At 34.0% G+C, this 16135-nt stretch carries 16 protein-coding genes; 6 read left to right on the top strand and 10 right to left on the bottom strand.

Going from position 1 to position 16135, the window contains the following annotated elements; translation table 11 throughout:
• Positions 1-14: 14 nt before the first annotated feature.
• On the bottom strand, positions 15-749 hold the full coding sequence (locus ACKC83_RS02595; RefSeq protein ID WP_414036755.1) for a DUF2092 domain-containing protein: 735 nt from the start codon (positions 747-749) through the stop codon (positions 15-17).
• Positions 750-788: 39 nt separating this feature from the next.
• Positions 789-1661 (bottom strand): hypothetical protein, encoded by an 873-nt coding sequence (locus tag ACKC83_RS02590; RefSeq protein WP_434036930.1) that lies wholly within the window; start codon positions 1659-1661, stop codon positions 789-791.
• A gap of 226 nt (positions 1662-1887) precedes the next feature.
• Between ACKC83_RS02590 and ACKC83_RS02585 the strand changes: the two genes are divergently transcribed.
• The gene (locus ACKC83_RS02585; protein WP_434036929.1) at positions 1888-2712 is read left to right on the top strand and encodes a DUF2490 domain-containing protein; all 825 of its coding nucleotides are present in this window, start codon (positions 1888-1890) and stop codon (positions 2710-2712) included.
• 6 nt (positions 2713-2718) lie between these two features.
• Here the strand turns inward: ACKC83_RS02585 and ACKC83_RS02580 are convergent, their stop codons facing one another.
• Positions 2719-3624, bottom strand: coding sequence for a MerR family transcriptional regulator (locus ACKC83_RS02580; protein ID WP_414036758.1), 906 nt, complete (start codon positions 3622-3624; stop codon positions 2719-2721).
• Positions 3625-3773: 149 nt separating this feature from the next.
• On the opposite strand from ACKC83_RS02580, the gene ACKC83_RS02575 reads away from it, so the two are divergent.
• From ACKC83_RS02575 to ACKC83_RS02555, 5 genes are all read left to right on the top strand, one after another.
• On the top strand, positions 3774-4790 hold the full coding sequence (locus ACKC83_RS02575; RefSeq protein ID WP_434036928.1) for a fasciclin domain-containing protein: 1017 nt from the start codon (positions 3774-3776) through the stop codon (positions 4788-4790).
• A 115-nt stretch (positions 4791-4905) separates the two neighbouring features.
• Entirely contained in the window at positions 4906-6375 is a 1470-nt protein-coding gene (locus tag ACKC83_RS02570; protein WP_434036927.1) for a phytoene desaturase family protein, read from the top strand.
• Complete coding sequence (locus ACKC83_RS02565) at positions 6372-7208, top strand: phytoene/squalene synthase family protein (protein WP_414036761.1); 837 nt, start codon at positions 6372-6374, stop codon at positions 7206-7208. The genes ACKC83_RS02570 and ACKC83_RS02565 overlap by 4 nt, the downstream gene beginning before the upstream one ends.
• A gap of 55 nt (positions 7209-7263) precedes the next feature.
• A complete protein-coding gene (locus ACKC83_RS02560; protein WP_434036926.1) occupies positions 7264-7659 on the top strand; it encodes a hypothetical protein in 396 nt (131 codons plus the stop codon).
• A gap of 2 nt (positions 7660-7661) precedes the next feature.
• Positions 7662-8120: a sterol desaturase family protein gene (locus tag ACKC83_RS02555; protein ID WP_434037754.1), complete on the top strand. Its 459-nt coding sequence runs from the start codon at positions 7662-7664 to the stop codon at positions 8118-8120.
• Positions 8121-8220: 100 nt separating this feature from the next.
• On the opposite strand, the gene ACKC83_RS02550 is transcribed toward ACKC83_RS02555, so the two are convergent.
• From ACKC83_RS02550 to rodA, 7 genes are all read right to left on the bottom strand, one after another.
• Complete coding sequence (locus tag ACKC83_RS02550) at positions 8221-9498, bottom strand: cryptochrome/photolyase family protein (protein WP_434036925.1); 1278 nt, start codon at positions 9496-9498, stop codon at positions 8221-8223.
• A gap of 27 nt (positions 9499-9525) precedes the next feature.
• Positions 9526-10941: an SDR family oxidoreductase gene (locus ACKC83_RS02545; protein ID WP_434036924.1), complete on the bottom strand. Its 1416-nt coding sequence runs from the start codon at positions 10939-10941 to the stop codon at positions 9526-9528.
• A gap of 118 nt (positions 10942-11059) precedes the next feature.
• On the bottom strand, positions 11060-11683 hold the full coding sequence (locus ACKC83_RS02540) for a hypothetical protein (protein ID WP_434036923.1): 624 nt from the start codon (positions 11681-11683) through the stop codon (positions 11060-11062).
• 103 nt (positions 11684-11786) lie between these two features.
• Entirely contained in the window at positions 11787-12158 is a 372-nt protein-coding gene (locus tag ACKC83_RS02535) for a VOC family protein (protein WP_434036922.1), read from the bottom strand.
• A gap of 41 nt (positions 12159-12199) precedes the next feature.
• The gene (locus ACKC83_RS02530; RefSeq protein WP_434036921.1) at positions 12200-13192 is read right to left on the bottom strand and encodes a 2-hydroxyacid dehydrogenase; all 993 of its coding nucleotides are present in this window, start codon (positions 13190-13192) and stop codon (positions 12200-12202) included.
• A 104-nt stretch (positions 13193-13296) separates the two neighbouring features.
• Positions 13297-14718: a M20/M25/M40 family metallo-hydrolase gene (locus ACKC83_RS02525; RefSeq protein WP_434036920.1), complete on the bottom strand. Its 1422-nt coding sequence runs from the start codon at positions 14716-14718 to the stop codon at positions 13297-13299.
• A 137-nt stretch (positions 14719-14855) separates the two neighbouring features.
• Entirely contained in the window at positions 14856-16133 is a 1278-nt protein-coding gene (gene rodA / locus ACKC83_RS02520; protein WP_434036919.1) for a rod shape-determining protein RodA, read from the bottom strand.
• Positions 16134-16135: the final 2 nt, after the last annotated feature.

Below are 16135 nucleotides of genomic sequence, written 5' to 3'. Positions count from 1 at the left end.
TTTTTTAGTTGGTTTTAAGATTGAGCAATTAAAACGCTAATTAATCGTGCACTTGCTGGAGGCGTAAACTGGAAAATATCTGAATGTAATTCAGGGTTAAGTTGCCAATCGCTAAAAGTGCCTTTAAACTTCAAATTGTCCTTCTTTTTATAAGTAATTTCAAATTGCTTTGGAAGGGTGTGTGCTTCTGCAGAAATCCAGATTTGTACACTTACATTTTCATTTTCAATTTTTACTAAGTTACATTCTTCGCCACCTAATAAATCTAAACCTACATAGGTAATAGAATTAAAGTTTTCTATGATATCGTCTGTAAAAGTTGGATAGAAAAAATCAGCTGCAGGGAAATCCATAGAGAAATTATCATGCATGAAATCAATCATGTCGATAATGTTATTCGGAGCATCAACAGTAATGTAGTTGTTTTCTTTAAAAGAATAATAGGTAATCACTTCACCATTATAGTAGTAAGCACTGTGCTTATCTTTACTATGTTGTTTTACTACCATTTTATCTGGACCTACCATTTTAACATCACACTCGTTGTATGCTGTTTCCACTTTTTTGTCTGCATTTAAAACTTCGTTTGTCGTACTTAAGTGAAAGGATACTGAACTTAATTCTCCAATAGCCTCTCCCATTTGATCAAAAAGCAATATAGCATCAAGATCAATTTGCTTTTCTTCATTTTGCGCCATCATGGCATAAGGCAAAATACTAAGAACAAATAATGTTAGGTATTTTTTCATTGTTTTCATGTTTATTAATTATAGTGTTTGGTTTTAATATTATCGTCTAAAGCCACTAAATCTACCTGCAGGTCTAGTCATTGGTCTAGAGTATGTTGGTCGGCTAATAGGACGTGTAGATCTAGATCGGTCTATCTTATTATAATTAGATTGATTGTAGCGTGCTTTAGTACTAGAGTTAAAATCACGTTTGTTAGTCATTCCAGAGTTACGATCCTTAAAAGATTTGTTAGGAAATTTCTTCTGAAGATCTTTATGGCTCACCGATTTCTGTAAGTGTTTTGCTCTATGGTTACGTTTTAAATGATCGCGATGGTAGCGGTTATGGTTATTAATATGCACATGCACATTGTTGTGATATATATGTGGTGGGAATGGTCTCCATGGTCTAAAGTATGGCGGATAAAATCCCCAATACCAAGGCGACATCCATGGATTATAATATGGGCCCCAAAACCATCCATAAATAGGAGGGACTACGTTATAAAATGGAGCAATGTAATAATTGGCCCCATAAATATACTCGTCTCCAGTGACTAATACTGTAGTGTCTTCTCCCGATTTTTCTACATCTATTGTTGCTACATCTTGGAATTGATCTTTCGCTATTACCGCTTGAATTGTTATAACATGGGTTTGTTTTTCTGAAACTTCGACTACACGTAAATAATCGACGTCTCCATCTTCATTTAAATCTAAATTTGAAATTTTAGCTTCGGGATCGTTTAATTTTTTTTCGAAATCTTCTAAATCCTTAGATTCGCCAAAAGCAGAAGATACAGCCTCTAAATCTAAGTTCAGACTAATGTCCGTACTGTTTGCCGAAACAGTGGTTGTGGTCGTTACTTGAGCAGAAAGCTGAGACACAAAAATGAAACATATAAAGCTAAAAAAGGCGCTTTTTAAATTCATAAGTTTTATGGTTAAGAGTTTAAATCGGGATAAATATAATTTAAATATTTAGTTTTTTAAGGAATTCTTAACGTTTTGGACGAATTAACGCAAACTGAATGTTAAAGGCCAAATGATTTTATTGTTTTAAAATTAATGAAATCTTAAGTAGTTTTGCGACTTGTTTTTATATTTTTAAATATTCTAAAAATATATTGTTTTTTAATGCTCTGGTAAATGAAATGTAATGCTTAATAGATTAGCAGATATAGTGACATCCTTTAAATTGGTATGTAGCCCTTTGGTTTTAAGGAGCGTTTTAAGTGTTGTTTTTGTGCTTTCTATGCAACAGCTAAATGCACAAGATCAGGAGAATACTGTTACAGACGATAGCGAGTTTACGCAACAAGTCTGGTTTGATTTTGATCCTTCTTGGAATATGGGAGATGGTCAGAAATTTATAGGAAATATTGGTTATAGAACCATTATGCCAAAAAGTTGGCACCGTATAATTTTAAAAGGGTCGTTCGAGAAAAATTTCGACAAACTCATCTTTAAAAAGTTTAAGCATAACGAAAAGTTACTTTTTGGAACCGCCTTGTTTTTTTTAACTACAAAAGATAATGAAGATTATGGCTCTTTCGAGGTTAGACCTTTTCAGGGTTACCAACTGGCAGTAAATGTAAGTCCTAGAGTTGTTTTTAAACAGTTATTTAGGTTTGAAGAACGCTTAGTGTTTTCTAACGATCCTAACAACCAGTTTTTTGGTTTGCGTTTTAGATATCAAGTTCAGGCAGTCTTTAATTTAGAAGGTATTCTGTTTGGAGAAGGAGAAGGTTTTTACATACCTGTGGCTTTAGAAGGGTTCTTTAATATGGTTAGTACCTCTCAATTTAATGATGTAATTCGTGTAACTCCAGGTTTGGGATATCAATTTAATCCCGATTTTAAAATAGAAAGTAGCTTAGCTTATCACTATACGAATGAGGATAATGTAGTTAATGGAGGCGATAAACTAACGCGAACTAACGATATTGTTTTTCGCTTCAGAATTATTAAAACATTCAAATAATAAAGTCTAATTTAAAGCATTATCTACTAAATGCTTAGCTTCAATGTCTTTTAAAAGCGGAATAAATTCATCTGGTTTAAATAAATAATGAATGTTTTCTGATATTAATTTTAAATCTTCAGGGTTTTCAATATACCCAGAAACAATTATAGGAATGTCTAATTCGTCCGTTAATCCTTTAAGTCTAGATTCTACAGATTTCTTAGTATGTGTGGTAAACATGGTTACCATGACGTTTGGATGTGTAATATCTACAACCATTTTAATATTTTCATTCGGTACATTTTGTCCTAAATAGTAGGCGCGCCAGCCTATGTTTTGCGCAATATAAGAGGCCAGTAACAATCCCAATTCATGATTTTCGTTTTCTGGTAAAAAGAGTAAAACTTTTGGAGCGTTAGGTAATGGTTTGGGTAATAATTCTATAGCCGAAAATATTTTTTGTCTAATTAAGTTCGAAATAAAATGTTCTTGTGCGGGCATCACTTTATTAGCGCCCCAAAGCACGCCCACCTGAGCTAAAAATGGGTAAATAAGTCCAGTAATTGTACTAATTAAGCCCGTTCTAAGGATTTCGGCATTTATAGTGGCGTCAAACTCGTCTTCATTTAAAGTAATCATACTAAGTATTAAAGCGCTAACCTCATCTTCAGACGAGCCAATCAATACAATTTTAGAAACCTCCTCATTAATTTCAGTTTCAGACATCTTATCAATCTTAGATATTCTGAATCCATTACGAGTTAAAATGCTAATATTCAATAGTTTTTTTAATTGCTCATCACTATAGTATCTAATATTAGTATCTGTTCGTTGTGGTTCTAGAAAGTTGTAACGACTTTCCCATTTTCTTAATGTGTGCGATTTAATGCCTGTTAAAGACACTATTTGCGCCATAGTATAATTACTCATGTCTAAGTATTTGTTGGGCAAAGTTAAACAAAAATAACGCGTAACAGAAATTTTGTTAAAATTCATTTGTCTAATTTATTTTAAATTAAGTTGGACAAATAAAATATAATATATAGATTTGTATAACTTTAACAATAAAAAAGATAGACATGAAAACAAATTTTAAATACCTAGTAGCTTTTTTTAGCTTATTTATTATTGTGGCTTGTGATAACGACGACGATAATAATGATGTAATGATGGAAGACCGTAATATTGTAGAAATGGCTCAAGACACTCCAGAACTTAGTAATTTAGTTTCTGCATTAATTTTAGCCGATACGGGAACAGACAGTAATTTAGTATCTACTTTAAGTGGTAACGGACCGTTTACGGTATTCGCACCAACAAATCAGGCTTTCGTAGACTTATTAACTCAATTAGATGGTTTTAATAGTTTATCTGATTTTGATACTGAGGAAGGTAAAGCGATGTTAACTACAATTTTACAATACCATGTTGTTGCTGGAGCAGCCGTAACTTCTGATCAGCTTTCAGATAATCAAGAAGTAGCCACTGTACAAGGAGAAACAGTAATGGTAGACTTGTCTAATGGTGTACATTTAGAAGATGCTACAGAAAATGCCGCGATGGTAACGACTGCAGATATTGAAGCTTCAAACGGGGTCATTCATATCATTGACAAAATTTTGCTACCTCAAGCCATTATTGATATGCTTAACGCTCAAACTTTAGTAGAAGTTGTAGTTGGAAATGATAACTTATCTATTTTACAAGCAGCCGTAATTAAGGCCGATTTAGTAGATACTTTAAATAGTGAAGGTCCATTTACTGTATTTGCACCAACTAACGATGCATTTGTGGCTTTACTAGACGCCTTAGGAGAAGATTTTAATAGTTTAGACGACTTTGATACTGCTGAAGAAATGGAATTATTAAAAAACATTTTACTGTATCACGTAGTGCCTGCAGAAATTTATGCAGCTGATTTATCTGAAACCTCTGTAGAAACTGCTTTCTCAGGAAATAATTTAAATGTAGTGGCTTCGGGATCTACTTATGTTATTCAGGATGCGACTGGAGGACAATCTAATATTGTTACCGCAGATGTAGTAGCCTCTAATGGTGTAGCTCATGTTATAGATCGTGTGCTTTTACCTAACTAATTAGAAATTAATTTATTAAATTACATTAAAAATACATAGGTTGGTTAGTAGTTAATCTGGCAACGGCAATTTTTTTCCGTTGTCAGATTATTTTAAGTCTAAGTTTAAAATTCAAATGAAGAAGAAAAAAGTAATAATAATGGGTTCTGGATTTTCATCCTTATCAGCAAGCTGTTATTTAGCACAAGCTGGTTTCGATGTTACCATACTCGAAAAAAACGATACCATAGGTGGTCGTGCAAGACAGTTTAAAAAGGATGGTTTTGTATTCGATATTGGTCCTACGTTTTATTGGATGCCCGATGTTTTTGAATCTTTTTTCAACGATTTTAAAACCTCTACAACCAATTTTTATGCATTAAAGAAATTAAATCCAGCCTATAAAGTCTATTTTAATAAAGACGAATCTATCGCCATAGAAGATGATTTAGAAAAAATTAAATCTACGTTCGAAACTATAGAACCCAATAGCGGTAAAGCGCTTCAGAAGTTTATGAAAAAGTCTGAAGACAACTATAATATTGCAATTAAAGACCTAGTTTATAATCCAGGCGAAAGTGTTTTCGAGATTGTTAATTGGGAAACCATTACCAAATCGGGAGCATTTATAAAAACAATAAAAAATCAGGTGGCTGGTTATGTAAAGAACAAGTCACTTCAAAAAATATTAGAATTTCCAGTGTTGTTTCTGGGCGCAAAACCAAGCAATACACCTTCGTTTTATAATTTTATGAACTATGCCGATTTCGAACTCGGGACTTGGCATCCTATGGGTGGTATGTACGAAGTTGTAAAAGGTATAGAAAAATTAGCATTGAGTCTAGGTGTGAAATTCGAAACTAACAGATCTGTAACAGCTATTAATTTAGATGGTAAGCAGGTTAAAAGTGTAACAACTACACAGCAAGATTATCCTTGCGATATCTTATTAAGTGGTGCCGACTATCACCATACCGAAACCTTACTTCCAGAAGCCTTTAAACAGTACTCGGAATTATACTGGGATAAGAAAACATTTGCTCCTTCTGCCTTGTTATTTTTTGTAGGCTTCGATAAGCCTATAGACAAGGTTACTCATCACACTTTGTTTTTCGATACCGATTTCGAAGCACATGCCGAAACCATTTACGATACCAAAACATGGCCAGAGAAACCTTTGTTTTATGCGAGTTTTCCGAGTAAGACAGATGCAGTTGCTGCCCCAGAAGGAAAAGAAGCGGGAATATTTTTAATGCCTATTGCTCCAGATTTAGAAGATACGCCAGAGATAAGAGCAAAGTATTTCGATAAACTAATGACCCGATTAGAAGATACCATTGGTAGCGACGTTAGGTCTCATATATTATTTAAAGAATCGTACTGTGTGAACGATTTTAAAGACGATTATAATTCTTATAAAGGGAATGCATACGGATTGGCAAATACGTTATTGCAAACCCATATTTTACGTCCAAAATTAAAGAGTAAAAAAGTAGATAATTTATATTTCTGCGGACAATTAACAGTGCCAGGACCAGGCGTACCTCCATCATTAATTTCAGGGAAAATTGTAAGCGAATTAATTTCAAAATATTCTAAATCATGAAAGCACTTTTCGATACCTCTAGTTTAAAATGTAGTAAGATTGTTACTAAAGAATATAGTACTTCATTTTCTTGGGGTATTCAATTGTTTGCGCCCTCAATTAGACCACATATTTATGCCATTTATGGTTTTGTACGCTATGCAGATGAGATTGTAGATTCTTTTGAAGGCTATGAGCAAGAAGAGTTGTTTTATGAATTTGTTGCCGATTATCATAAAGCTCTAGAACGTAAAATAAGTTTAAATCCCATTATAAACGCGTTTCAAGAGGTGGTTAGAAATTATAATCTGCAAACCTATGTCGAAGATTTCCTGAAACGTATGGAATGCGATTTAAAGGTTACAGAATACGATACCGATGAAGCTTACAAGAATTACATTTATGGATCTGCAGATGTTGTAGGCTTAATGTGTTTGCGCGTGTTTGTAAACAATGACGAGGCTCAATTTAATGCCTTAAAAGGTGCTGCCAAATACTTAGGTTCTGCATTTCAAAAAGTAAATTTCTTAAGAGATATAAAAGACGATACAGAGATCCTTGGGCGTTCGTATTTTCCAAATGTGAATAAAAATGGACTGACTAATTTGGCTAAAGAAGATATTATAAAAGATATCGAATCGGATTTCGATGAAGCCTATAAAGGTATTGTGCAATTACCAATGGAAAGCCGGTTAGGTGTTTATTTAGCTTATAAATATTATTTAAAATTGCTTCATAAATTAAAGCGTGCAGATTCAAAAACTTTATTATATGAGCGAATTCGTATCTCAAATCCGTTAAAATTGGTTATTTTAACCAAAGCATATATAAGATATAAACTCAATGTTATTTAAAACCCTACTTATAATACTTTTTTTAACTGTGAATCCTCAAAGCAACTGTAGCGACATGCCCGAAGTAAGGGCCGATTTTCATGCGATCCTCACGGAAGATGAACTCATGTTGTTTATAGACGAAATGGATAATGTAAACTGTGAATTTAAATTACCGTATTTGGCGTCGGCCATTATGCGACAAGCAGAATTTACAAATTGGCCATTTAGAAAATTAAATCACTTTAAAGAAGGCAAAAAGGTTTTAGAAGATTTTATTAGCGAGAATCCAAATAATATAGAAGGACGTTACGTTCGATTACTTTGTCAGCTTAACGCACCAAGTTTTTTAAATTATGATAATATCGACGAAGATCGGGCGTTTGTGAATAAGCATATAGAAACTGCGAATTTAACAGAAGACTATAAGAAGATTATGTTGTTTAATATTAAAAAACATTCAAATAAATAATGATGCAGATTTTAATATATATTGGTGTTACTCTAGCCACCTTTTTAGTTATGGAAGGCATAACGTGGTTAACGCATAAATATATTATGCATGGTTTTTTATGGTATTTACATGCCGACCATCATCAGCCAAAATACCCACATGTGTTCGAAAAGAATGATATATTTTTTGTCATTTTTGCCATTCCTAGTATTGCATTACTCTATTTCGGGATCAATCCAGAACTAAATGTTTTATTTTTTATTGGTTTGGGAATTATGTTTTATGGTATCGCTTATTTTTTAGTTCACGATGTTTTAATACATCAGCGCTTTAAGTGGTTTAGTAAGACTAAAAATAAATACTTAATCGGACTAAGAAAAGCGCACAAAGTACATCATAAGCATTTAGGTAAGGAAGATGGAGAGTGTTTTGGTATGTTAAATGTCCCTAAAAAGTATCATAAGCAGTATATGAAATAAGTGAAGAATTTTCTCTTTCTCACATAGTTTTTGCCTTAGCTTATAAAAAAGTATCTACATTTTTATCCTATAAAGTATTAAGGGATTCTTCTATTTCGAATTAATTTCGTATTCCAACTTTATACGTTTCCAAAGCACGCGCTCTAGCTTCTTTATGATCTACTATAGGGTCAGGATATGCATCGGTGCCAAATTCGGGAATCCATGTTTTTACATACTCTAAGTTTTTATCGAATTTTTCCAGCTGTGTAATCGGATTAAATATTCTAAAATATGGAGCGGCATCGCAACCTGTTCCTGCAGACCATTGCCAGTTTCCATTATTAGAGGCTAATTCGTAATCTAATAAGTGCTTTGCAAAATATGCTTCTCCCCAAGTCCAATGAATTAGTAAATGTTTGCATAAGAATGCCGCAGTAACCATACGCACACGATTATGCATATATCCCGTTTGGTTTAATTGGCGCATACCTGCGTCTACCATTGGGTAACCCGTTTTACCTTCGCACCATAATTTAAATTCATCTTCGTTATTTCTCCACGCTATATCGTCGTACTTATCTCTAAAATTGTGATGAACCACCTTTGGGAAATGAAATAAAATTTGAGTAAAAAATTCGCGCCATACCAATTCGCTTAAGAAAGTGTTGTCTTCCGGCTTTAATTTTGAAATAATTTCCCGAATGCTTACTGTCCCGAAACGTAAATGTGGCCCCAAGTAACTCCCAATATCTTTATTCGGGAAATCTCTAAACTTTGCATATTCGCCTATTTGTTCTAGATTAAAGGATTTTACTTCTTTAGAAGACGATTTAAATCCGATGGAATCTAAGCTAGGGAAGTCAAATACGTGCCGATGTAAATTTTTAAATTGCGGTTCATCAAGAAGAGAAACACCTTGAAAATGTTCTAACCACTTATTTTTATATGGTGTGTATACTGTATACGGATTCCCGTCTTGTTTTAAAACGTCGTTAGGTTCGAAAATCACTTGATCTTTAAACTGATGAAATTCAATATTGCTTTCAGCTAAAAAGGCTTTAACTTCTGCATCTCGCGTTGTAGCATAAGGTTCGTAATCGGTATTGGTGTATACAGCATCTATGGTATAATCTTTAACCAATTGTTTCCAAATGTCTAAGGGTTTGCCTTTTAAACATAAAACAGACGATTTAAAAGTATTTAGTTCCTTATTAATATCTTTTAAAGAGGCATGAATGAATTGAACACGAGCATCTTCAGCATCTAATTCATTTAAAATATTTTCATCAAAAATAAATATAGGAAGAACATTAGTGTTACTTTTTAAAGCTTCAAAAAGGCCTATATTATCTGTTAATCTTAAGTCGCGTCGAAACCAAAATAGGGTAAGTGTCATAAAGTAAATCGGTTGTAAAAGTTGTGTTTATGCTGTAATGCTATTTAGCATATTTTTAAAAATAAATCCGTGAAAAGGCAATACGCTATACCAATATAAGCGTCCAGATAAACCTACAGGTCTAAATGTTGCAGTTTGCACTAAAGTATTGTCTTTAATTTTAAATTCTAGCCAGGCATCACCTGGAAGTTTCATTTCGGCAAATAAAAGTAATCGACCTTCTTCTTTATTGGCATATAAAACGCGCCAAAAATCTAAGGCATCACCAGGGAATAATTCGTCTAAATGCGTACGTCCGCGTCGTAATCCTACACCACCATAAAGTTTATCTACAAAGCCTCTTAATTTCCATAGTCTATTTCCATAATACCATCCGGTTTCTCCTCCAATTCGCCAAATGCGATCGATAGCCTCGTCTCTATTTGCAAATGCTTTCTCGCGTTTGTCTATAAAACATCCGTGTGTTGGAATTTGTATAAAATCGGACATATTTATATTCATGGTACCACTACTTAAAGCGTCTTTCCAACTGGAAATAATCTCGTTGGTTTCAATTTTTTTAAAGGCTTTACTTAGGGCTTCCTTGTAAGATACTGGTGTAATGTCTAGAATATCGTTAATTCGGTTGTCTCTGCAAATGACTTCAACTTTCATACTATTAACAAGTGCAATTGCAAGTTTGTACGAAGTTGAGGTAACAAAATATAACCAATAAGAAGACAGGCGAGGCGTCATTACAGGCACAATATAGATATAGCGTTTAAGTCCGCGCGCTTCCGCAAATTGTAAAAGCATCTCTTTATAAGTTAATATATCAGGACCGCCAATATCAAAATTTTTCCCAAAAGTTTCTTTGTGGTTTAAGGCCTTGCATAAAAATGAAATAACGTCTGTAATACCAATAGGCTGACATTTGGTGTTTAGCCATCTTGGGGTAATCATTACGGGGAGTTTCTCTACCAAATCTCTAATAATCTCGAACGATGCACTTCCTGAACCAATAATTATTCCGGCTCTTAACGTGGTTAAAAAGTATGTTCCTTTGTTAAGTTCGTGCTCTACGGTTTGTCGCGAATTTAAATGCTCGGATAATTGATCGCCATTAACTATACCACTTAAGTAAATAACTTGCTTTGCATTGGTTTTATTAATGGCCTCTCTAAAATATATGGCAGATTGTTTCTCTAAATCCTGATAATCGCTAGATGCCGACATGGAATGTACCAAATAATAAGCGGCTTCAATATCTGTTGGAATATTTTCTAGACTCGCTTCATCCAAAAGATCAATAGTAATAACACTAATGGAAGCGATAAGAGATTCTGGCGGATTAAAACGTTTCGGATCGCGAACTCCACACACTACATGATGTCCCTGCGCGATTAATACGGGTAATAATCGTTTGCCAATATAACCAGTAGCACCTGTTAATAGTAGTTTCATAGAGACGGATAAAATATGAGTAAATGACTAATTTGTCATAATTATTGTCTTATAAAGATAAGATAAAACCACCGCTTTTTTAACTCTTATCGGTTATAATATTACTTCAATACGATGTCTAGAATCTTGTGCTTAACTTAGAGAATACTTGGGTTTGCGAAGTCTGACTATCCAAAGTAGGGTTTGTCATTGTTCTAACTCCTGTCTCTATATAATAACCTTTTACTTCTGTTTTTATACCTGTGCCAATTTCCGATTGCATAAAAAACGGATTTAAACGTAAGTTGTCATTGTCTATCCCTGGGTTCTGATTTATAGAAGAACTTAAATGTTGCGTGTACATATAGGGTTGCAGATAATTTGAAATGGCATAAGAAATCTCGGCGCGATAATACAGATGGATGTTTGGTGGTAACGGACTAAAAAACGATTGTTGTTCTACTGTGCCACCTGTAGCTGTTAATTGTAGGTTAACAAAAGGTTCTAATGTCACGGCATTACTAAGCACTTTAAAGTGTCCAAGAGCAAAATGTTGTGTGTCCAGAGTCTGCTGTGTGTAGGTTAGATTATTTAACGGACTAAAAGTTGATACCCCTGTAACTCTATTGTACCCCTCTTTTTTTACTGATTCTACTTCTAAATTTTGAGCTATTAAGCCGAAAGAACAGCATAAGCTAACCAAAGAAACAGGTAAAAAACGAAGGTGTTTAATACCAACTCGTAAAAAATTATGTCGCCTCATGCTCACCGTTTTCTATTGTAAATTAATAATCTACAATTTAGCAAACAGATTGGTTTTAAATAATTGATTTGCAATATTTAACACCGATTTTGTTTGGCGGGTTCTAAACGTGCTGATCGATAAGTATAGGGTTACCATCTGGATCCATAACTATAATGTTTCCTGGACCTGTAGACGATTCGTCTACTTCCGAAGATAATGTTATACCTTTATCTTTAAGTTTTTTTTGAATATCCCTAACATCGTTAAAGGCATCTAGCGTTTTTGCATCTTGATCCCATCCCGGATTGAAAGTTAAAATATTGGTATCGAACATGCCTTGAAATAACCCGATTAAGGTATCGCCATTTTTCATAATTAGGTAGTTCTTCTCTATATCGCCTCCAAAAACGGTAAAACCTAAAGTTTCATAAAACAATTTAGATACTTCTATATTTTTTACATTTAAACTGATGGAAAACGCTCCTAGTGTCATGATAATAGTTTTTAAGATTTGTAAAGTGGGGGTAAATTTACTTAATTGAGAACAACTTCGTTTTGAGTTTCTACACCGTTTTCAAAATCTGTTAAGTTTTTCATGGTCACTTCTGCAATTTTATCTAAGGCTTCGTGTGTTAAAAATCCTTGATGAGATGTAATTAAAACATTAGGGAAAGAGATTAAACGAGAGATTACATCGTCCATGATAATGTTTTCTGATAAATCACGGAAAAACAGTTTTTCTTCTTGTTCGTAAACATCAATTCCAAAATATTCTAAAGTCTTATTTTTTAGAGCTTCAACAGCTTCTTTAGTATCAATTAAAGCACCACGGCTGGTATTAATTAACATGGCCCCTTTTTTCATTTTAGAAAACGCCTCTTTTCCAATGAGGTGGTGCGTGTCCTCTGTTAATGGGCAGTGAAGCGAAATAATATCCGATCTCTCCAATAGTTCGTCCATAGTAACGTAGTTCACGCCTAGAGCTTTTACGGCATCGTTAGGATAAAGATCGTAGGCAATAACGTTACAGCCATAGCCTTGCATGATTTTAATAAAGTACTGTCCGATTTTACCAGTTCCAACCACTCCAACGGTTTTATTATATAAATCGAACCCAGTAAGTCGTTCTAAAGAAAAATTACCTTCACGTACGCGGTTATATGCTTTATGCGTTTTTCTGTTTAAGGTTAAAATTAATGCCGAAGCATGTTCGGCAACAGCCATAGGGGAGTAGGCAGGAACACGTAACACTTTAATGTTAGCGGCTTTGGCTGCTTTTAAATCTACATTATTAAAACCTGCACATCGCATAGCAATTAATTTTACGCCATATTCCGCCAACATCTTAATCGTACGTTCGTGTAAATGATCGTTTACAAAAGCACATACAGCATCGCATCCTTGAGTTAATTTTACGGTTTTTGTGTTTAATGTACTTTCATAAAAAGTAAAGTCGTGAGCGCTGTTACTATGTTTTTCGAAAGAGGTAATGTCGTAAGATTTAGTACTGAAAAAGGCTACTTTCATTTGTGGTAAGATTTAAAAAGTTATAGAGTATAGGTATTCGTAAAACCTGTTTGAATAATTATATTACTTATGTTGCGTAATTGTGTTGCATTATAAATTACTATTTAAAGCAATAAACAACCTTCAATAAAATCGAAGAATGTTTGTTGTCCTTTACTAATTGTCCCACGTGGAATGCGTTCGTTAGTATTATGAATACGTTCTAAATAATGACGTTCTAATTGGATAGGTGTAAAGCAATACGAGTTAATGCCTTGCGCTCTAAAGAAGCTCACATCGTTATAATTAGGAACAGAAACACTTAAAGAATGCGCTTCGGGATAATTCTTTTTTAAAGCCTCCTTAATTTTGGTAAAAAATATCGTTTTATCGTCTGAAGGCTCTGTAATAGGCATTTGCTGAATCACTTCAACTTTAATATCCTTATTCTTTAATTGTTTTTTTATTTTAGCAAGAAACTCTTCGTTAGTCTGACTAGGTAATAAACGACAGTCTAATAAGGCTGTAACTTCATTAGGGATCACATTAATCACTTCGTTATTACTATCTACGCTAGTTAAGGTAATAGAATTTGAAAATAATGAAAACAACTCAGGTTTTTTTCTAAGTTGAGGTACAAGTAAGGCTTTAAAAAGTCTCGGATGCTTTAAAGCGAGCGCAGGTGCGCCTTTTTCTAACTGCCCTAATTGCTTTAAAATATTAATGTTTATGTCGTTATAAACCACTTCTTGTTTCTTTTCTATAAGATTATCAAGCGCTTCGATCATGCCTTTGTTGGCATAATTTATTGGTGTAATAGAACCATGTGCAGAGGTCTTAATCTTTAAGGATAATTTTAACCATAGCGGACGCTTATGTGTAATAGAGATTCCGAATAACACTTGTTCTGGATCGGATTTTAAAACGGAGTTAAAGGCTGGTGGTCCTTCGCCTATAACGACTATGGGATGTAGTTCTTTTAAAAAGTTTTCGACAACAAAAGTAGCGCCTCCAGGAGCTTGCGTTTCTTCTCCAGATACAGCCAAAAGGGTAACGTTATAAGGCATCTGTTTATCGCCATATTTCTGAAACAGTTCTATTACGCTAAATAAGTGCATGATCCCATTTCCTTTGTTGTCGAAGGCTCCACGTCCCCAAATTTCGGTGTCTGTAATTGCACCCGAAAATGGTGGATATTCCCACTTGGTAATATTTCCTGCAGGAACCACATCTATATGATTTAATAAAATAATGTTAGGTAACCCACTATTTAAAGGATAAATGGATGCCGCGAAGTTATAATTCCCGTCGGAATTCCCCATTTCTTTTATGTGCAATCCGTTTAATTCACAGAGACCTTTTAACCAGTCTCCAGCTTCTTTTTCATGTCCGCTAACAGATTCGAACTGAAGATATTTACTAAGCGCCTGTTCAATATTTAAATTGCCCTGTTCCGATTTTATAGTAAATTCTTTAGGCAAATTCTGACTTTGAATTTGAAATGAAAAACAGATAAAGAAGATGAGAAATTTAAAGTTGCTGGTCATAATAGCATATTTGAAAAACAATATCACAAACGAAGTTATGTATAAAATTAATCTTTTGGCCTCAAACCGCAATTATATTTTTGTCTTTTTTAGACAAGATGATGATTCGCTTACATAAACTAAATAACGGCAATTTGTTACCATTCATTAATCCTATTCGAGTCTAATTTTACAAAGATAAAAAGTAAGATGGTAAAGCCCCAAAGACCAGATCCGCCGTAGCTAAAAAAGGGAAGAGGAATACCAATGGTAGGGATAAGTCCCATAACCATACCAATATTAATCATAAAATGCAGAAACATAATTGCAGCTACCGAATAGCCATAAACACGACTAAATTGCGATTTTTGTAATTCGGCAAGATGAAGAATTCGTAACATTAACAAGACAAATAAAATAACCACCATACAACTACCAACAAATCCCCATTCTTCGCCTACTGTACTAAAAATGTAATCGGTGTGTTGTTCGGGAACAAATTTCCCTGTGGTTCGTGTGCCTTCCATAAATCCACGTCCTGAAAATCCGCCAGAGCTAATTGCTTTCTCAGACTCGTATAAATTGTACAGAATATCACGACGCATTGCTGCTAATTTATCGGTGTCGTTTTCTAATCTAAGCCATAAACTAATTCTGTCTTTTTGATGCGCTTGTAATACATTATCATAAAAAAAATGAACACCAACAGACATTACAACTGTAGCTAGAGTGATAATTATAGGTTGTAAAATAACAGGTTTCTTTTTGCTTAAAAAATACTGTGCAAAAACAACTGTAGCCGCTACAATGGATGTGATAACCGGACCGAATTTTAAGGATAAAATAGAAATAAGAATAACGCTAATGGCCAAGGTTAAATAAATCTGAGGTAGACCTTCTCTATACAATACAAAAAAGAATGCGCCGTAAACAATAGTACTCCCGGCATCGTTTTGTAAGAGGATTAAAAACGCGGGTATACATATAATGATAAACGTTTTAATCTGGTCTGGGAAGCGTTTTATATCGGTTTGTAAATCACTAACATATTTGGCTACAGCTAGTGCTGTGGCTGCTTTAGCAAACTCACTAGGTTGTATGGTCATCCCACCAATACCATACCATGACTGTGCTCCATTTACATTTTTACCAAAAATAAAGAGTCCAATTAAGGAGAGCATGGATATTACGTAAACCACGCTGGCAAAACGTTCATAGAACTTGGCTTCGATGGCTAAAATAATAATAATTAAACCTATGGTTAAGCCAATAAACATAAGCTGTTTACCAAAAGGTTGAGAAAAATCTAAATAATCTATAGTTTCTCCTACATGAGAAGCCGATATAATATTTACCCACCCGAAACCAACAAGCATCATGAAAATAATAATTGTGGTCCAGTCGAAAGAAAAATGTCTATTAGTTTCTCTAATCATAA

The organism is Formosa bonchosmolovskayae (assembly GCF_051016085.1).
In the GTDB taxonomy this organism is placed as follows: Bacteria; Bacteroidota; Bacteroidia; order Flavobacteriales; family Flavobacteriaceae; genus Formosa.
The sequence above is the reverse complement of the archived record's forward strand: the minus strand, read 5'-3'. Positions and strand labels throughout refer to the sequence as shown.